Annotated in this window: 15 protein-coding genes; 7 read left to right on the top strand and 8 right to left on the bottom strand. The window is 64.6% G+C overall.

The window, feature by feature from the left end; translation table 11 throughout:
- Positions 1–11 precede the first annotated feature (11 nt).
- The 4 genes from tldD (at position 12) to VK98_RS00545 (ending at position 4,031) form a co-directional block, all read left to right on the top strand.
- On the top strand, positions 12–1,454 hold the full coding sequence (tldD, locus tag VK98_RS00560) for a metalloprotease TldD (RefSeq protein ID WP_048412220.1): 1,443 nt from the start codon (positions 12–14) through the stop codon (positions 1,452–1,454).
- Between the two features lie 349 nt (positions 1,455–1,803).
- The gene (locus VK98_RS00555) at positions 1,804–2,328 is read left to right on the top strand and encodes an ester cyclase (RefSeq protein ID WP_048412165.1); all 525 of its coding nucleotides are present in this window, start codon (positions 1,804–1,806) and stop codon (positions 2,326–2,328) included.
- Positions 2,325–3,032, top strand: a complete 708-nt coding sequence (locus tag VK98_RS00550; protein ID WP_048412164.1) for an SDR family oxidoreductase — start codon at positions 2,325–2,327, stop codon at positions 3,030–3,032. Before VK98_RS00555 ends, VK98_RS00550 begins: the two co-directional genes overlap by 4 nt.
- Before the next feature lie 27 nt (positions 3,033–3,059).
- The gene (locus VK98_RS00545; protein WP_048412163.1) at positions 3,060–4,031 is read left to right on the top strand and encodes a polysaccharide deacetylase family protein; all 972 of its coding nucleotides are present in this window, start codon (positions 3,060–3,062) and stop codon (positions 4,029–4,031) included.
- A gap of 199 nt (positions 4,032–4,230) precedes the next feature.
- Here the strand turns inward: VK98_RS00545 and VK98_RS00540 are convergent, their stop codons facing one another.
- From VK98_RS00540 to VK98_RS00515, 6 genes are all read right to left on the bottom strand, one after another.
- Positions 4,231–5,163, bottom strand: a complete 933-nt coding sequence (locus VK98_RS00540) for a LysR family transcriptional regulator (protein WP_048412162.1) — start codon at positions 5,161–5,163, stop codon at positions 4,231–4,233.
- Positions 5,164–5,209: 46 nt separating this feature from the next.
- A complete protein-coding gene (locus VK98_RS00535; protein ID WP_197082923.1) occupies positions 5,210–6,997 on the bottom strand; it encodes an aminopeptidase P family protein in 1,788 nt (595 codons plus the stop codon).
- 151 nt (positions 6,998–7,148) lie between these two features.
- The gene (locus VK98_RS00530; protein ID WP_048412160.1) at positions 7,149–8,507 is read right to left on the bottom strand and encodes an APC family permease; all 1,359 of its coding nucleotides are present in this window, start codon (positions 8,505–8,507) and stop codon (positions 7,149–7,151) included.
- 212 nt (positions 8,508–8,719) lie between these two features.
- On the bottom strand, positions 8,720–10,258 hold the full coding sequence (locus VK98_RS00525) for an aminotransferase class III-fold pyridoxal phosphate-dependent enzyme (protein WP_197082919.1): 1,539 nt from the start codon (positions 10,256–10,258) through the stop codon (positions 8,720–8,722).
- Entirely contained in the window at positions 10,255–11,766 is a 1,512-nt protein-coding gene (locus VK98_RS00520) for an aldehyde dehydrogenase (RefSeq protein ID WP_048412159.1), read from the bottom strand. Before VK98_RS00520 ends, VK98_RS00525 begins: the two co-directional genes overlap by 4 nt.
- Positions 11,756–13,186, bottom strand: coding sequence for an amidase family protein (locus tag VK98_RS00515; protein ID WP_053077151.1), 1,431 nt, complete (start codon positions 13,184–13,186; stop codon positions 11,756–11,758). Before VK98_RS00515 ends, VK98_RS00520 begins: the two co-directional genes overlap by 11 nt.
- 300 nt (positions 13,187–13,486) lie before the next feature.
- On the opposite strand from VK98_RS00515, the gene VK98_RS00510 reads away from it, so the two are divergent.
- The 3 genes from VK98_RS00510 (at position 13,487) to VK98_RS00500 (ending at position 15,367) form a co-directional block, all read left to right on the top strand.
- Positions 13,487–14,443, top strand: coding sequence for a LysR family transcriptional regulator (locus tag VK98_RS00510; protein WP_048412157.1), 957 nt, complete (start codon positions 13,487–13,489; stop codon positions 14,441–14,443).
- A 146-nt stretch (positions 14,444–14,589) separates the two neighbouring features.
- Positions 14,590–14,718: a hypothetical protein gene (locus VK98_RS24320; RefSeq protein WP_254894653.1), complete on the top strand. Its 129-nt coding sequence runs from the start codon at positions 14,590–14,592 to the stop codon at positions 14,716–14,718.
- 283 nt (positions 14,719–15,001) lie between these two features.
- Positions 15,002–15,367, top strand: a complete 366-nt coding sequence (locus tag VK98_RS00500; RefSeq protein WP_048412155.1) for a DOPA 4,5-dioxygenase family protein — start codon at positions 15,002–15,004, stop codon at positions 15,365–15,367.
- Between the two features lie 220 nt (positions 15,368–15,587).
- Here VK98_RS00500 and VK98_RS00495 read toward each other — a convergent pair whose 3' ends face one another.
- Positions 15,588–16,766: an acetyl-CoA C-acetyltransferase gene (locus VK98_RS00495; protein ID WP_048412154.1), complete on the bottom strand. Its 1,179-nt coding sequence runs from the start codon at positions 16,764–16,766 to the stop codon at positions 15,588–15,590.
- Between the two features lie 232 nt (positions 16,767–16,998).
- Positions 16,999–18,699 (bottom strand): PHA/PHB synthase family protein, encoded by a 1,701-nt coding sequence (locus tag VK98_RS00490; protein WP_369700238.1) that lies wholly within the window; start codon positions 18,697–18,699, stop codon positions 16,999–17,001.
- Positions 18,700–18,775: the final 76 nt, after the last annotated feature.

Raw genomic sequence — 18,775 nt, 5'->3', positions numbered from 1 at the left:
AACCCGACATGATGCAAGATGCTTTCTCCGCGGCAGACAGCCTGCTGCTCAAGCCTTACGGCCTGGACGAGGCGGCTTTGGAGGCCACGCTGGCGCGCATGCGCCACCACGCCATCGACTACGCCGACCTCTATTTTCAATACACCCGCAGCGAGGCCTGGAGCCTGGAAGAGGGCATCGTCAAGTCCGGCAGCTTCAGTATCGACCAAGGCGTGGGCGTGCGCGCGGTGGCCGGAGACAAGACCGCCTTCGCCTATTCCGACGCCATCAGCCTGGAGGCGCTGAGCCGCTCCGCCGACGCGGTGCGCGCCATCGGCCAGGCGGGCGGCGACGGCTCCGCCGGCCGCCAGGCGCCGCGCGCGCCCAAGCCGCTGTATCCGGCGCTGGACCCGTGTCACAGCCTGGAGGCGGCGGCCAAGGTGGCCTTGCTGGAAAAGGTGGAGCGGATGGCGCGGGCGCTGGACCCGAGGGTGATCCAGGTGATGGCCGGCATGGCCAGCGAATACGACGTGGTCTACGTGGCGCGCCACGACGGCGTGCGCGCCGCCGACGTGCGGCCGCTGGTGCGGCTGTCGGTGATGGTGATCGCCGAGCAGAACGGCCGCCGCGAGCAGGGCTCCAGCGGCGGCGGCGGCCGCTTCGATCTGGCCTACTTCGACGACGAGGTGCTGGAGCGCTACGCGCGCCAGGCGGTGCATCAGGCGCTGACCAATCTGGATTCGCGGCCGGCGCCGGCCGGCCAGATGACCGTGGTGCTGGGGCCGGGCTGGCCCGGCGTGCTGCTGCACGAGGCGATAGGTCATGGCCTGGAAGGCGATTTCAACCGCAAGGGCACTTCGGCCTTCTCCGGCAGGATCGGCCAGCGGGTGGCGGCGCCCGGCGTCACCGTGGTGGACGATGGCGTGATGGAAGAACGCCGCGGTTCGCTGGCGATAGACGACGAGGGCAATCCCACCCAGCGCACCGTGTTGATCGAGGACGGCGTGCTCAAGGGCTATATGCAGGACGCGATGAATTCACGCTTGATGCAGGTGGGCGCCACCGGCAACGGCCGCCGCGAGTCCTACGCCCACATCCCGATGCCGCGGATGACCAACACCTATATGCTGGCAGGCCAGCATGACCCGCAGGAAATCATCGCCTCGGTCAAGGACGGCCTGTACGCGGTCAACTTCGGCGGAGGCCAGGTGGACATCACCAGCGGCAAGTTCGTGTTCTCGGCGTCGGAGGCCTGGCGCATCGAAAACGGCAAGCTCAGCTATCCGGTCAAGGGGGCCACCCTGATCGGCAACGGGCCGGACGTGCTCAACTACGTCAGCATGATAGGCAATGATTTGGAGCTGGATCAGGGCGTGGGCGTCTGCGGCAAGGAAGGGCAGAGCGTGCCGGTGGGCGTGGGTCAGCCGACGCTGCGCATAGACGGCGGGCTGACCGTGGGAGGCACCGGCGGCTAAGAACCTGTTTACGATCCGCTGCGCGTCGGCGGGACGAGTAGAAAGGGGCGTTAAAAACAAGCTCAAAATGCTGATGTACCGTGTGTACACTCCGCTTTTTCGCTTGTTTTCGCCTTGTCTCGCCTTAGCTCGCGAGATCGTAAACACGCTCTAAGAACCAGTTCACGATCCGCTGCGGGTTGTGTTTGAGAAAGGCGAAGCGCAGGCGCTTCGCCTTTTTTTGCGCCTATTTTCAAATTTAACAAGCAGATCATCCAAATACAAAGCCAATTATCAATTCCGATCGGCGGCGACACAATGCGCTGGTCCGGTGTCGCCATGGTGGCGGCGCCGCAATCGGGAGACGATGATGAAAGCTTTGACCTTGGCGCTGGGCTTCGGCCTGGCCATGAACGCGGCCTTCGCCGGCGCGGCGGAAAACCTGCCGCAGCCGGCGCGGGTGTGGGCGGACCGCCCGGCCGGCAGCGTGGCGGCGGTGAAGCTGGCCGCGCTGCGCTACGCGGCGTTCTGGAACAGCGGCGATCCGCGCTACGCCGAACTGGCGTTGGACCCCGACTTCATCGACCGCACTTTGCCCGCCGGCCGCCAGCAGGGCGTGGCCGGCCCCTTGCAGGCTTCGCGCCAGTTCCGCGCCGCGGTGCCGGACTTGAAGGTGGACGTCACCGACATGGTGCTGGCCGGCGACCGGGTCGCCTTGCGCCTGCATTTCCAGGGCCATTTCAGCGGCCGCTTCGGCGACGTGCAAGGCCAGGGCCAGCCGGTGGAGTTCCAGGCTTTCGATCTGTACCGCGTCAAGAACGGCCGCATCGCCGAGAACTGGCACCTGGAAGACAATCTGACCCTGATGCAGCAACTGGGCGTGGTGAAGCCATGAGCGCGGCGGCCTTTTCCTTCCAGGGCCAGACTGTGGCGGTGCTGGGCGGCGGTTCCGGCATCGGCCGAGCGGTGGCGGACGCGGCGGTGGAAGCCGGCGCCCGGGTCTATGTGCTGGGGCGCTCAGCCCAGTCTTCCGCGGACCGGGACGGCATCCAGGCGGACATCACCGACAGCCGGGCGCTGGCCCAAGCCTTCGCCGCCATCGGCCGCATCGATCATCTGGTGCTAACCGCCGGCGCGCGGGTCGGCGCGCCGGCGCTGGCCGAGCTGAGCGAGCAAGCGCTGCGGCAGACTTTCGACGTCAAGCTGTTCGGCAGCCTGCTGGCGGTGCGCGAGGCCTTGCCCTATCTGACAGAGCGGGCGTCGGTGACCTTCACCTCCGGCCTGCTGGCGCGCAAATTTTCCAGCGGCGGCCTGCTGAAAAGCACGGTCAACGCCGCGCTGGAGGCGGCGGCCAAGAATCTGGCCAAGGAGCTGGCGCCGCGTCGCGTCAACGTGGTCAGCCCCGGCGTGGTGGACACCGAGCTGTGGGGCGAGGCCGGCTCGGCCGCGCGCCAGGCGACGCTGGCCCGCATCGGTCAGGGCCTGCCCGTCGGCCGCGTCGGCCAGCCGCAAGAACTGGCGCAAGCCTATTTGCTGGCGATGGCCAACGGCTTCATCACCGGCGCGGTGCTGGACGTGGAGGGCGGGGCCTTGTTGTAGGCCCTGGCCCAAGAGAGAGGACTCGAGATGTCCGATACCCTACCCATCAATCGTCGCCAGTTCCTGGCCGGCGCGGCCGCGGGCAGCACCGCGCTGATGCTGGCGCACGGCGCGGCGCTGGCGGCGACCGGAGCAAGCAAGATGACGGCAAACTCAACAAGCGGCGGCGCCTTCTGGCCCAACGGCGCGCGCCTGGCGATTTCTATTTCCATGCAGTTCGAGGCCGGCGCCCAGCCGGAACGCGGCGCCAGCGGGCCGTTTCCGCCGCTGGACCCCAAGTACGCGGATTTGCCGATGCAAAGCTGGTACGACTACGGCGTCAAGGAGGGCATTCCGCGGCTGCTGGACCTGTGGGACCGCACCGGGGTCAAGGTGACTTCGCATATGGTGGGCCAGGCGGTGGACCGCAGCCCGCAGCTGGCGCGCGAAATCGTGGCGCGCGGCCACGAGGCGGCGGCGCACGGCCAGACCTGGGAGCCGCAGTACCCGATGACGCCGGCGCAGGAAGAGGCGGCCTATCGCGCCAATATCGCCAGCATAGAGCGCGCCACCGGCACGCGTCCGGTGGGCTTCAACGCCTTCTGGCTGCGCGGCACGCCCAATACCCTGGGCATTCTGCAGCAGCTGGGCTTTCTCTATCACATCGACAACGTCAGCCGCGACGAGCCGTTCACGGTACCGGTCAAGGGCAAGCCCTTCGTGGTGGTGCCCTATACCTTGCGCAACAACGACATCGTGCGCTTCGATTCGCCGGCCTTGAGCAACGAGGCTTATCTGTCCGATCTGAAGGCCGAGTTCGATCTGCTCTACGCCGAGGCGGGTTCGCGGCGGCGGATGATGTCGATCAGCACCCACGACCGCATTTCCGGCTCGCCGGCGCGGGTCAAGGCGCTGGAGCAGTTCATCCGCTACGCGCAAAGCCACGCCGGCGTCGCCTTCATGCGCAAGGACGAGATCGCGCGCTTCGCCTTGCAGGCGGACAAGGTGCCGGCGAACTGAGTTTTTGAGTTGCGTTCCACAACCGCGGGACGGCCATTGGCCGCGCCGCGGTTTTCTTAGAGCCTGTTTACGATCTCGCGAGCTAAGGCGAGACAAGGCGAAAACGAGCGAGAAAGCGGAATGTACAGATGGTACATGAGCATTTTGAGCTCGGTTTCAACGCCGTATCGCCGACGCGCAGCAGATCGTAAACAGGTTCTTACAATTGGGCGCCGGCCTCCGGCAGCAGCGCGGTGGCCGGCAGCGCCGACAGCCGCTCGCGCAGGAAATCGATCAGCCGACGAATGCGCAGCGGCTGGCCGCGCTGGCCGGGATAGAGCAAGTGCAGCGGCGCGCTGTCGGTGAAGTAGTCGTCCAGCACCGTGAGCAGGCGGCCCTGGCGCAGATCGTCGGCGATGTCCAACAGCGATTTGTAGGCGAAGCCCTGGCCTTGCAGCGCCCAGCGGCGGATCACCTCGCCGTCGTTGCTCTGCTGTGCGCGCTCCAGCCGCAGCGCGCGGCGCTGGCCGTGCTCGCGGTAAGGCCATTCATGCATCGGCCCGTCGCCGGTGACCAAGGTCAGCGTCGGCAGCTCGGCCAGCTGCCGCGGATGGCGCGGCGTGCCGGTGCGGGCCAGCAGCGCCGGCGCGGCGCAGACCACGCGGCGGCTGGCGGCCAGCTCGCGCGCGATCAGGCTGCTGTCCGCCGGCTGGCCGTAGCGGATGGCGATGTCGATGTCTTCGCCGATCAAATCGGCTGGGGTGTCGTCCAATTGCAGGGCGAAATGCACCGCCGGATGCAGGCGGCGGAATTCGTCCAGACAGTCCAGCAAGGCGTGGCGGCCCAGATCCGACGGCGCCGACAGCCGGATCAGGCCGCTGAGCTCGCTTTGCTCCCGCTGCAGCCGGTCCTGGCCTTGTTGCAGGGTGTCCAGCGCGCGCTGGCAGTGGTCGCGGAATATTTCGCCGGCCTCGGTCAGCCGCAGCTGGCGGGTGGTGCGCTGAAACAGCCGGCTGTCCAGCGCGGCTTCCAGCCGCTGGATACAGGCGCTGGCGGCGGCGGGCGACAGTCCCTGCTTGCGGCCGGCGGCGGAGAAGCTGCCCAGCTGGGCGGCGTCGAGGAAGAGGCGGAGGTCGTTGAGTCGGTCTAGCATCGGGCAGAGACGGCCCGGGCGCGGACGCGCCCGGGCGGCAAGAGGCTTAAATGGTTTCGGTGTTGGACAGCAGCCATTCGCGCGCCGCGCCGTCCACCAGCGGCAGCAGCCGCGCGCGCACTTCGGCGTGGTACTGGTTCAGCCAGTCAACCTCGGCGCGGGACAGCAGGTTGAAGTCCAGGCAGCGGGTGTCGATCGGGCACAGGGTCAGGGTTTCGAAGCGCAGGAAGTCGCCGAACTCATTCTGCGACGAGGCCACGTTCAGCACCAGGTTTTCGATGCGCACGCCCCAGCGGCCGGGACGGTAGACGCCGGGCTCGATCGAAGTGACCATGCCTTCCTGCATCGCCATATTGGCGTCCGGCACCGCGCGGGAAATGCTCTGCGGGCCTTCGTGCACATTGAGGAAGTAGCCGACGCCGTGGCCGGTGCCGTGGCCGAAGTCGATGTCGTGCTGCCACAGCGGCGCGCGCGCCAGCGCGTCCAGCATCGGCGACAGGGTGCCGCGCGGGAAATGGGCCATGGACAGGCCGATGGTGCCTTTCAGCACCAGAGTGAAGTCGCGCTTCTGCTCGGCGGACGGCGCGCCGACCGCCACCACGCGGGTGATGTCGGTGGTGCCGCCCAGATATTGGCCGCCGGAGTCGATCAACAGCAGGCCGTCGCCCTTGATCTCGCTGTGGGCGGCCTCGGTGGCGTGGTAGTGCGGCAATGCGCCGTTGGCGTTGAAGCCGGCGATGGTGCCGAAGCTGGGGGACACAAAGCCGGGACGGCGCGCGCGCGCGGCGGTGATTTCCTCGTCTATGGTCAGCTCGGTGACGCGGCTGCGGTTGACCTGGGATTCGAACCAGGCGAAGAACTCGCACAGCGCCGCGCCGTCCTGTTCCATCGCGCGGCGGATGTGGGCGGCTTCCTCCTCGGTCTTGCAGGATTTGAACAAGGTGCTGGGATTGATCGCCTCGATCACGCTGGCGGCCGGATTGACCGCCTGACGCAGGCCCAGGGTCACGCGGCGCGGGTCCAGCAGCAGCTTCGCGCCAGCCGGCAGCGCGGCGAGCGCCGGCTTGGCCTGGGCGTAGGGTTGGACCTCGACGCCGTCGGCCGCCAGTTGGGCGCGCAACTCGGCGGAAACCTTGCCTGCGCCGACGAAGAGCGTGGCCTGCTGCCGGCTCAGCAGCGCGTGGCTGATGAACACCGGATTGTAGTTGACGTCGCTGCCGCGCAGATTGAAGCTCCAGGCGATGTCGTCCAGCGTGGACAGGAAGTGCCAGTCGGCGCCGGCCTCGGCCATGGCGGCGCGCAAGCGCGCCAGTTTGTCGGCGCGGCTTTGCGGCGCGAAGGCGGCCTCATGCTGGTAGACCGGCGCCTCCGGCAGCGGCGGGCGCTGCGGGTCGATGGCGTCTATCAGGTCCAGATCGGTGCGCAGCCGGGCGCCGGCCTGTTCCAGCGCGCCTTGCAGCGCCTTGGCCGCGGCCAGGCCAAGTGAGTCGCCGTCCACCGCCAGCGTCTGGCCGGCGCTCAGGGTCTTGGCGATCCAGCCCAGGTGGTCGGCGCTGGCGGCGCTGACGATCTTGACCAGCTGGATGCCGCTGCCGGCCAATTCGGCTTCCGCTTGCACCCAGTAGCGGCTGTCGGCCCAGACGCCGGCGAAGTCGCGGGTGACGATCAGCGTGCCCATGGAGCCGGTGAAGCCGGACAGCCATTGGCGCGCCTGCCAGCGCGCCGGCAGGTATTCGGACAGATGCGGGTCCGAGGAGGGCACCAGACAGGCGTCGACGCCGGCGTTCTTCATGGCGGCGCGCAAGGAGGCGATGCGTTGCGGAATGGTGTCCAATTGCGGGGTTGCGAGGGTGTTCATGCCGGCTCCGGGGGATGTATGCCATGCATTCTGTGGCTAATGAAACCGGGGCGCAAGAGTATGAGCATAGCTGATGATTGCCATGTCATTTTAGCTGGAGGCGCGGGCGTGGGACGCCCGCCCTCGCTCAAGACTCGCTGTCGTCGAATTGAACCGTGGGCACGGCTTTGCGCAGGCCGCGCGTCAGGCACAGCAGATACGCCATGCCCGCGGCGAGCCAGGCCAGGCCGATTTGCAGGGTGAGCGCCGATAGGCTGGTCCATAGCCAGAGCGTCAGGGCAAACCCAAGCGCCGCCGGCAGGCCATAACGCAGCCAGGCGCTGAACGGATGCGGCTTGCCGTCCAGCAGATAGCTTTTGATCACCGCCAGATTGACCACCGAGAACGCCACCAGCGCGCCGAAACTGATCAGGGAGGCCAGGGTGGACAAATCCATCACCAGCGCCAGCAGAGAACAGAGGGATACCACCAGTATCGACCAGATCGGGGTGTTGAAGCGTTGCGACAGCTTGGCGAAGACCCGGTGCGGCAAGACACGATCCCTGCCCATGCTGTACAAAATGCGCGAGACCGAGGCTTGGGAGGCCAGCGCCGATCCAAAGGCGCCGGCCACATAGCTGGCGGTGAAAAAACTGACGAAATAGGGGCCGGCGATGCGCTGCATCACCTCATTGGCGGCGGAGTCCGCATGCTGGAACCGGCTGCCGGGGAAGGCCAGCTGGCTGATGGCCGCCAACAGGATGAACAGCAGTCCCGCTGCTATCGTCGTGATGATGATGGCCCGCGGGATGTCGCGGTGCGGTTCCCGCGCCTCTTCCGCCAAAGTGGACACCGCGTCAAAGCCCAGAAAGGACAAACACAGAATGGCCGCGCCGGCCAGCACCGGAGCCATGCCGATGGCGCTGCCGTCCCCCTGCCACGGAGCCAGCAAATCCACGCTGGTCTGAGTCATGATCTGCCGGGCGGCCAGCGCGACAAACACTAGAACAAAGACGAGCTGCGCGGCCACCAGCACATTGCCGAAACGCGACACCGATTGAATGCCCAGCACATTAAACACCGTGACCAGCGCGATCATGGTCACGATAAAGCCCCAGGCCGGCACTTGAGGAAAGCTTTGATGCAGGTAGATGCCGATCACCAGATAATTGATCATGGGTAAAAACAGGTAATCGAGCAATAAAGACCAGCCGGCAAGAAAGCCCGCCATCGGACCAAAGCTTTTACGGGCGTAAGAATAGGCCGAGCCTGCAACCGGGTAACGGCCGACCATGCGGCTGTAAGACAGCGCGGTGAAAAAAATGGACAGCAAGGTGAGCAGATAAGCCAAAGCGGTGCGGCCGCCGGTGACTTGAGTGACCACGCCATAGGTGGTGAATACGGTCAAGGGCACCATATAGACCAGGCCAAACAAGGTCAGCGCCGGCAGCGATAATACTCGGCGCAGCGATCCGGCGTAGGGCAGGGGCTGTGCCGGCGCCGTCATCGGAAGTGGAGCAGATCCTGGCATCATGACTCTCCTCTATATGCCGGCAAGCTCGTCTGGAGGAGGCCGGTCATCGTTATCGTGAGCAATGGGACAAGCGGGGGCCTGGCCGCGCCACTCATGCGAGCGCGCTGCTAGACGGCGGCGAAACCAGGCGATTCAGGGGGCTATGAAGCCGAGGCTAGCGGGTCCATGGGCCGGCAAAGCCGGCATTAGCGTAATAAAGCTTTCTCCGCGGCCGTCATGGCTTGCTCGAAGGTGTCCGCGATGATGTCGGCCTGCTCCATGCTCAGTGTCAACGGCGGCGAGATGATGAAGGTGTCGGCCAGATTGCGTATCAGAACCCCGTGCTGACGGCAGAAGTCGGAGATATGTGCGCCGAAGCCCAGGTCCAGATCAAACGGCCGCTTGCTGACAGGGTCGGCGACCAGTTCCACGCCTATCATCAGGCCCAGGCCGCGAACATCTCCCATATTGGGGTGCTTGTTCTTGACTTGCCTTAGCCGTTGCAAGAGATGGCCGCCCACCTTGGCTGCGTTTTCGGTCAGGTTTTCCCTTTCGATAATCTCCAGATTGGCCAGCGCCGCGGCGCAGGCCAGCGGATGGCCGGCATAGGTATTGCCGTGATAGAAGGCGCTTGAACTAAACTGGCGGGTGTCGCTGGAGTGAAATGCCGACTCCACTCGCTGATTCATCAAGGTCGCGCCCAGAGGGATGTAGCCGCTATTAATCCCTTTGGCGAATACCATGATGTCCGGTTTCACTCCCCAGTGCCGGCTGCCGAACAGGGTTCCGATGCGGCCGAAACCGGTAACCACTTCGTCCGCAATCAACAGCACGCCATGACGATCGCACACCTCGCGCACCAAGGGCCAGTAATGGGGAGGAGGGACAATGACGCCGCCGGCCCCTTGCACCGGCTCGGCAATGAAGGCCGCCACCGTGCCAGGGCCCTGGTAGAGGATTTCCCGCTCCAGCAATTGCGCGCATAAGCGCCCCAGGGTTTCTGAATCATCGGTGTAGGGGTTGCGGTACAAATGGGGAGTGTCCACTTGGCTGAAGCCCGCCAGCAAGGGTTCGTAGGCCTGACGATAAGCGGCGCTGCCGTTCGCCGACAGCGCCCCCAGCGTTACTCCATGGTAAGCCTGTTTGAGAGAAATGATTTTATGGCGGCTGGGCTCGCCGCTTTGCCGCCAGTACTGGCGGGCCAGTTTAAACGCCGCTTCATTGGCCTCCGAGCCGCCGGATGAGAAAAAGGCCGCGCTCATGCCTTCTTGCTTCGTCATCTGACACAGGCGTTCCGCCAGTGCAATGGCGGGCTGCGTTGTTGTGCCGCCAAAAATGGAATAAAACCCAAGCTGATTCAATTGCCGGGTAATCGCGTCCTTGATTTCTTTGCGATCATGGCCGGCATTCACATTCCATAAACCAGCTTGCCCATCAAGATAGCGCTTCCCCGTCTGGTCAAATACATGGCAGCCTGCCGCGCGATCGATCAGCAGCGGCGGGTGGGCGGCAATATGGCTGGCGTTGGCGAAGGGATACAGCAGGTTGCGGGTGGGGTGTTGATTTGTCGTGTTTGTCATGATGCGTTCTCCTCTGTTTTTATGCGGCGCGATTCGCGCCGAAGACTGCTCGTATACCGGGTCTACATTCCGCTTCTGCAGCCGTTTTTGCCTTGTCTCGCCCTGGCTGGCGAGACTTTGAACAGGCTCTCCGGTGGCCTGGGCGATGCCGCGGTCTGTGTTCACCTTTGATTCAAGGTCATCCACACCCCCTTGGTCTGGGTGTAGGCCAGCAAGGCGTCAAAGCATTTGTCACGACCATTGCCGGACTCTTTCCAGCCGCCAAACGGCAGTTGCATATCGCCGTCCATATAGCTGTTGACATACACCATGCCCGCTTCGACTTCGCGAGCGAAGCGATGGGCATGGTTGAGGTTTTGGGTCCAGATACCCGCCGCCAGGCCAAAGCGGCTGTCATTGGCGATCTCGATAGCCTGGTCCAGGCCAGAGACCGGCATCACGCAGGCCACCGGCCCAAAAATTTCTTCCCGCGCGATGCGCATGCCGTTGTCCACGCCGGCGAACACGGTGGGATTGACGTAGGCGCCGTGCTTCAGGTGGCGCGGGGCGTCGCCGCCCAACAGGCATTGCGCGCCGGCTTGCCGGCCCAGCGCGATGTAATCCAACACGCGCCGCTGCTGAGCGCGGTTGACCAGCGGCCCCATGCTGGTGCCAGGGTCCAGCGGATCTCCGGGGAGATGATGGGCGCGCGCAGCAGCTAAAAAAGCGTCAAGAAAGTCGGGCAGGATGCACTGCTCCACCAATAGGCGAGAGCCGGCGCAGCATACCTGTCCTTGATTGCCGAATACGCCCATTGCCGCCCAGCGCGCGGCGGCCTCCAGGTCCTGGACATCGGCCAGAATCACGTGAGGGGATTTGCCGCCGCATTCCAAGGACAGCTGCTTCATATTGGACTGACCCGCATAGCCCAGCATCAGCTTGCCCACTTCCACCGAGCCGGTGAAGGCGACTTTATCGACGTCCTGATGCAGGGCCAGCGGACGGCCGCAGCCGGGCCCATCGCCGGTGAGCACATTGAATACCCCGGGAGGGCCGCCGGCCTCGATGAATAATTTGGCCAACAATAAAGCGCTTAGCGGCGTGTCTTCCGCCGGCTTGAGCACCACCGAGTTGCCGGCGGCCAGCGCGGGCGCGATTTTCCAGCAGCTCATCAGCAAGGGGTAATTCCACGGCACCACGCAGGCCACCACCCCCAAGGGCTGTCGCAGGACAAAACTATGGATATGGCTGGCGGTCGCCCCCACTGTGCCTTGCACTTTATCGATGCATTCCGCGGTAAAGCGCAGGCATTGCACGCTTAAGGGCACATCCACCGTCAAGGTTTCCGTGATCGGCTTACCCATGTCCAAGGTGTCCAGCAGGGCGAATGTCTGCTGCCGTTGCTCGATCAAATCGGCGAGCCGCATGAGCACGGCCATGCGCTCTCGCGGCGGCCGTCTGGACCAGCAGCCGGATTGAAAAGCGCGCCGCGCCGAGTGGACGGCAATATCCACATCCTGGCCGTCGGCGTTGGGCAGTTCGGCCAGAGTCTCGCCATTGCTTGGGTTGACGCTGGCAAAGCGCCGGCCGGAACGCGCCTGACGAAAGTCCCCGTCAATGAACAGGCCCAGCTCCAAGGGCAGCCCCTTGGCCAGGGCGCGCCAGTCGGCGGCGGATAGAGGTTCAGCGCTCATCATCGGCTCCTGAGTCTAATAGATGGGGAAAGACGCCCAGCGCTTCAAACTGGCCGGCCAGCGACAACAGCTGTTGATCCGCTCCCCGGGCGCCAATGAATTGCAGACCAACTGGCCGGCCATCCGGAGTCAGGCCGCAGGGGACGACGCAGGCGGGATGCTGGCTCAGATTGAGCGGGAAGCTGAAGCCCGCCCACTCCGTCCAGGCCGCGCCATCGCCGGCTGGCTGTCGCGAGGCGATGGGAAAGGCCGCCAAGGGGGTGGCCGGCGCCAGCAGCAGATCGAACCGGCTCATCGTCTGGTCCATGAAGGCGCCAAACTCGGCGCGCCGCGTCTGAGCCGCGACCAAGTCCGCCGCGCTCAGGGCAAGGCCGCGTTCGGCTATCTCGACAAAGCCCGGGTCCAGTTGTTCGCGCAGGGCCGGCGCCACCATGGACAGCCGGTTGGCCGCGCCGCTGAACCAGTGCTTCTGGAAAACATCGAGCAGATCGATATCGGGGAGCTCGAATGGCTGGATCTCCACCCCCAATGAGCGCAGCAGACTCAAGGTCCGCTCCATGACCGTGGCCACTTCCGGCTGCAGCTGGCCGCAGGCCGGGGTGGCCCAGTAAGCCACTCTGGCCCGGCTGAGCGCCAAGGGCGGGAAGGAGGGTGGGCCGCCGATGGGCTGATGCCAGTCACGCAGGTCGCGGCCGCTCATTGCATCCAGCATGGCGCTGACGTCGCCGACGCAGCGCGCGATCGGACCAATATGCGCCAGGGTGCCGAAGGCGCTGCCGGGATAGGCGGGCACCCGGCCAAAGCTCGGCTTGTGCCCGACCAGGCCGCAGAAGGCCGCCGGGATGCGAATGGACCCGCCGCCATCCGTTCCCAGGTGCAATACGCCCGCGCCGGCGGCGGCCGCCACGGCCGCGCCGCCGGAAGAGCCGCCCGGCGTCAGCTCAGGCCGCCACGGATTGCGCGTAATCCCATGCAGCGGATTATCAGTGACGGCTTTCCAGCCGAATTCCGGCGTAGTCGTCATGCCCAGCAACACGGCGCCGGCGGCGCGCAAGCGAGCCACCGACGGCGCGTCGCCGGCGCAAACCGCCGCGCTGCTGCTGTGGCTGCCATAGCGCACGCTCCAGCCTTGCACCTGGACGATGTCCTTGATCGTGACCGGCACGCCATCGATGGGCGACAAGGGACGGCCCCGCCGCCAACGCTCATCGGCCGCGGCGGCGGCGGCGAGCGCGCCGGCGCGGTCGATGGAGGCGAAGGCGTTGTATCGGTCTTGGACCGCCGACGCCCTGGCCAGCGCCGCTTCCGCGACTTCAAGCGGAGAAAGGCTTGCCGCGGCGTAGCGGGCGGTCATGGTTTGCACGTTCAGCCGGCAGAGCGGGGACGCGTCCGCCAGCGGATTTGGAGAAATAGATGACATACTCAGCCCCAAGGTAAGGAGCGGCGCGGCCGCAATGGCATGACTGGGCGGTGGTGTTGCCTGGCGATGATGGTAAGCAAACGTGGCGGCGCGGAAAAATGCATTTTTCGCGGCAAGTTGCGCTGTTTTTATGTGTAAGAGCCTGTTCAAATCGCGAGCGAGAGCGAGACAAGGCGTTGCGGCTGCAGCAGCGGAATGGTCATACGGTACATGAGCATTCTGAAGATGTTTTTCAAGGCCGTATCGCTGAAGCGCGGCAAGCTTTTAACAGGTTCCTAAATGCCAGCTAGGAGCGGGGCCATGAATATTTCGATTAGACAAATCCGTTATGTCTATGAGGTGGCGTTGACGGGAAGCATCGCGGCGGCGGCGGAGTCGATACCAATTTCCAAATCCGCCTTGTTGAGCGCCATCATTCATGTGGAAAACCAAATAGGGTTTCGTATTTTTGAACGGCGCCCGGCGCGAGGCGTAAAAATCACTCCGGCGGGCAAGCAATTCATGCTGGCGGCGCAGGATATGTTGGAAGCGAAATCAACGTTTAATCGCAGCATCGCCAGTCTGACGCGGCCGGGCGCCGTGCAATTGCGGATTGGCTGTTTTGAGCCGTTTGGCGCTTTATTCATGCCGGATGTGCTGAAGCGCTATATACAGGGCCAGGGCGAAGTCGACATCCAGCTGCGGGAAGGAGATCAGTCGCAACTGCGCGGCTGGTTGGCGGCCGACGAGGTGGATTTGATCGTGACCTACGATATCGGCTTTCATTTGGACGAGGAGGTCAGCCGTATCTGCAAGGTGCCCTGTCATGCCTTGCTGTCGATACAAGACCCGCTGGCGAAGCAAGAGGCGGTTTCCTTGACGGATTTGGCGCGCCGGCCGCTGGTATTGCTGGATTTGCCGCAGACGGCGGCGTATTTGCTGGCCTTGTTCGCCATATCGCCTTGTCAGCCTCATGTGCGCTTCAGGACGCGCTCTTATGAAACCGTGCGCGCGGCGGTTTCCGCGGGATTCGGCTGTTCCATTCTGAATATGTGCCCGTCCGGCAGCGCCACTCGGGATGGGCCGGAATTGATACGAAGACCATTCGCCGATTTCAGCTCCGCGCCCACGCTGATCGTGCAGGATAAACATGGTCGGGAAAAACCCGCTTTCATCCAGGATTTTATTAGCGCGACGCAGCAGCATTTTCGCCAATTGGGGCCGGAGGGCTTCGCCGTGGCGATCCCGGCCTTGGCGGCGACTTTGTTTCAGGTGTAAGTATTGATTGAACCATTTAAAAGGCGATTGGAAACCGCCGCTCTGGCCTTGACGCCCGGATGGGTGTTTTATCGCCATGGCAAGCCCGGATGAGGTCTATACTGGAGCCGGCATCGGCACCGCCGATGCATGCAAAGGAGCTGATCATGAGCAAATCAAGACACAGCAGCAAGGAAGCCAAGAAGCAGCCGTTGATGACGCCCAAGGAGAAACGGGCGGCCAAGCATCAGAAGAAACATGGGCCGGACGGCGCCCCCATCATTGTTCCCCACTAAGGCGAGCGCCGCGGCGATGCGGCAGCCTTGATGTGCCGATCGTGCCGTTGGCTTCAATTCGCGCGTTGTTCCTCTCCACGGTCGATCCGACCGTCTACACCGGCCAGTGGGCTGGTCAATCGCCCAAACCTCCTGCCATCGCGGCCAGGAGGTTTTTGTTTGGCGCAGGCCGACGCGCGCGGCAGGAATATGCTGTCTTGATTTTTTGCGTCGGAGACGATAGCTTCACTGGCTTTATTCGGGGCCGGTCCGCCGCGAGCGGGCAAGGGACAAAGGGCGAGCGATGCAACAGGCGATTGAGGTGACGGGCTATCACGCCCATGTTTATTATGACGCGGCGCAACAGCCGGCGGCGAGGCGGCTGCGCGAGGCGGTGGCGCAGCGCTTCGAGGTGGAGCTGGGGCGCTGGCGCGAGCAGGCTTACGGGCCGCACCCGGTGGGCGCTTACCAGATCGCCTTCGCGCCGGCTCTGTTTGGTCAGATCGTGCCGTGGCTGATGCTGAACCGGGAAGGGCTGAGCGTGCTGCTGCATCCGCTTAGCGGCGACGACGTCGAAGACCACAGCGATTTCGCCATGTGGCTGGGCGCGCCGCTGGAGTTGAACATGGACTTTCTGCGCGAGCACGGCGACAACGGGCGCTCGGGCTGAGTGGCGGCGAGCCGCGCACTGAAAACAAAACCCACCGGCCGGAGCCGGTGGGTTTTGTTATTGACGGGTAAGGACTTAGAACGTGTTTACGAACTTGCGAGCTAAGGCGAGGCAAGGCAGAAACGAGCGAAAAAGCGGAATGTACTCGTGGTACATGAGCATTTTGAGCTCGTACTCACCGTGCAACGCTTCACGACGCGCAGCAGATCGTAAACAGGTTTTAGCGCCGTTCCACCGCCAGCGCCACGCCCATGCCGCCGCCTATGCACAGCGTGGCCAGGCCTTTCTTGGCGTCGCGGCGCTGCATTTCATGCAGCAGGGTGACCAGCACGCGGCAGCCGGAAGCGCCGATCGGGTGGCCCAGCGCGATGGCGCCGCCGTTGACGTTGACCTTGTCCGGGCCCCAGCCCAGTTCGCGCGCCACGCCCAGCGCCTGGGCGGCGAAGGCTTCGTTGGCTTCCACCAGGTCCAGCTCTTCCACCGTCCAGCCGGCCTTGTCCAGCGCCTTGCGGGTGGCGGCCACCGGGCCTATGCCCATGATTTCCGGCGCGCAGCCGGTCAGCGCGTAGCCCTTGATCGTGGCCAGCGGCTTCAGGCCCAGCTGGTCCGCCTTCTGCGCTGACATCAGCAGCACCGCGGCGGCGCCGTCATTGATGCCGGAAGCGTTGCCGGCGGTGACGGTGCCTTCCTTCTTGAAGGCGGCGCGCAGCTTGGCCAGGCCTTCGGCGCTGGCGTCGTGCTTGATGAACTCGTCGCTGTCGAAGGCCACCGGATCGCCCTTGCGCTGCGGTACCAGCACCGGAGTGATCTCGTCTTTGAACTTGCCGGCTTTCTGTGCGGCGGCGGCGCGTTGCTGCGAGGCCAGCGCCAGCGCGTCCTGCTCTTCGCGGCCGATGCCGTACTTCTCCGCCACGTTTTCGGCGGTGATGCCCATGTGGTAGGCGTTGTAGGCGTCGGTCAGGCCATCGTTGACCATGGTGTCGATCAGCTGGGCGTTGCCCATGCGGAAACCGTCGCGCGAGCCGGGCAGGATGTGCGGGGACAGGGACATGCTTTCCTGGCCGCCGGCGATGACGATGTCGGCGTCGCCGTTGGCGATGGCCTGGGCGCCCAGGTGCACGGCGCGCAGGCCGGAGCCGCAAACCACGTTGAGGGTGGTGGCCGGGGTGGAGACCGGCAGGCCGGCCTTGATCAGCGCCTGGCGCGCCGGATTCTGGCCGCTGCCGGCGGTCAGCACCTGGCCGAGGATGACTTCGCTGACGTCTTCCGGTTTCAGGCCGGTTTGGGCCAGCAGCGATTTGATGACGGTGGCGCCCAGTTCCGGGGCCGGGATCTTGGCCAGCGCTCCGCCGAAACTGCCGATGGCGGTGCGGGTTGCTGCGACAATCACGACTTCCATGTTTTTCTCCGTCTCTCTTCTAATGTGACCGCGAAGGTCGGTGTGTCGGCCAACGCGCCGCCGGAGGCTGGGCCGGACGGCGGCGCGTCGAGGCTCTAGAGCTTGTTCGCGATCCGCGCGTCGGGGCAAGGCGAAAGCGGCTGAGCAAGCGGCATGGCCATGGGGCGCATGAGCATGCCGAGGCTGTGCTCGCCGCGAGCCTCACGACGCGCGGCGGATCGCAAACAAGTTCTTACTGCAGGCTGGCCACCACGCTGGGCATGGCCTTGGCCAGCACATAGCTGCCCGGCGCCGCTTGCAGCGGCGGGAAGTCCTTGCTGCCCAAGGCCTTGGGCGCGGCGACCTGCTTGCCGGATTGCGGCGCCAGCCAGGCGTCCCAGTCCTTCCACCAGCTGCCGGGGTGGCTTTCCGCGGTTTCCAGCCAAGCGTCGGCGTGCTCGGGCAACTTGTCGTTGACCCAGTAGTTGCGCTTGTCCTTGGTCACCGGATTGATCGAACCGGCGATGTGGCCGGAGGCGCCCAGCACGAAACGCCGCGACGGCGCGCCGTTCAGGTAGTGGATGCCGGAGTAGGCCGAGCTCCACAGCACGATGTGGTCTTCGCGCGCGGCGAAGATGTAGACCGGAATGTTGATCTTGGAGATGTCGATGGGCACGCCGCACAGGGTGATGGCGCCCGGCTTGGTCAGCGCGTTGTTCATGTAGAACTGGCGCAGCAGGAAGGTGTGCATCGGCAGCGGCAGGTCCACCGCGTCGTTGTTCCAGTAGAGCAGGTCGAACGGCGCCGGCGTCTTGCCCAGCAGGTAGTTGTTGACCACGTAGTTCCACACCAGGTCGTTGGCGCGCAGGCTGGCGAAGGTGCGGCCAATCTCCTTGCCGCTGATGATGCCGCCGGCGGCGATCTTGGCCTCGCGGCTGGCCACCAGATTCTCGTCGATGAAGTAGGAGATCTCGCCCGGCTCGGCGTGATCTATCAACGAGGTCATGAAGGTGGTGGAGTCGAAGTACTTGAGCCCGCGCGCCTGCAGCACGCATTGGGTGGTGGTCAGGATCACGCCGCCGACACAGAAGCCCAGCGCGTTCATGCTGTCCTGCTTGGTGATCTTGCGCACGGTTTCCGCCGCGGCGATCACGCCTTTCTCGATATAGCTTTCCCAGGTGAAGTGCTTCATCTCGGGCACCGCCGAGCGCCAGCTGATCAGGAACACGCGGTAACCCTGGGCGACGAAGTGGCGCACCATGGAATTGTCCGGCTGCAGGTCCATCAGATAGTACTTGTTGATGCAGGGCGGCACGATCAGCAGCGGCTTCTCATAGACTTGGCCGGTGGTCGGGGTGTACTGGATCAGTTCGATCAAGTCGTTGCGGAACACTACCTCGCCGGGCGTGACCACAATGTTCTTGCCGATGTCGAACTGGCTCTCGTCCGACATCGAGATGTGGCCCTTCTGGAAATCCTCCAGCATGTTCTTCATGCCGTCGACCAGGCTTTCGCCCTTGGTCTCTATCGCCCGTTTCATCACGTCCGGGTTGGTCAGCATGAAGTTGCTGGGGGAGACCGCGTCCAGATATTGGCGGGTGGCGAAGGCCAGCTTGTCCTTGGCTTCCTCCTCCAGCTGGGCGTTGTCGACCAGTTCGGTCATCCATTTGCTGGTGAGCAGATAGCCTTGTTTGAGGAAGTGGTAGAACGGGTGTTCATCCCATTCCGGGGAGGCGAAGCGACGGTCGCCCTTCTTCGCCGAGGCGTCGCCGTTGGCGGCGGGCCCCTGGCCCAGGAACTGCGACCACAGATGCATCTGCTGCTGATACAGGCTGCTTTGCCAGGCGAACAGCTGGCCGGCGTTGCTGAGCATGGCGCCCCAGGCGTTGGCCAGCGGCAATTCGGTATTTCCAGGTTGCGGCGGCAGCGGCAGATTGTTGACGAACTGCTGCATCCACTGTTGGTTGGCCTCGGATAGGCTGGCGAAGAAACTATCCAGCGGGTTTGTACTTTCTTGGGTCAAAGCTGTC

Origin of the sequence: Chromobacterium sp. LK11, from assembly GCF_001043705.1 — a bacterium.
Classification (GTDB): Bacteria; Pseudomonadota; Gammaproteobacteria; order Burkholderiales; family Chromobacteriaceae; genus Chromobacterium; species Chromobacterium alkanivorans.
This window is presented reverse-complemented; position numbering and strand designations above follow the sequence as displayed.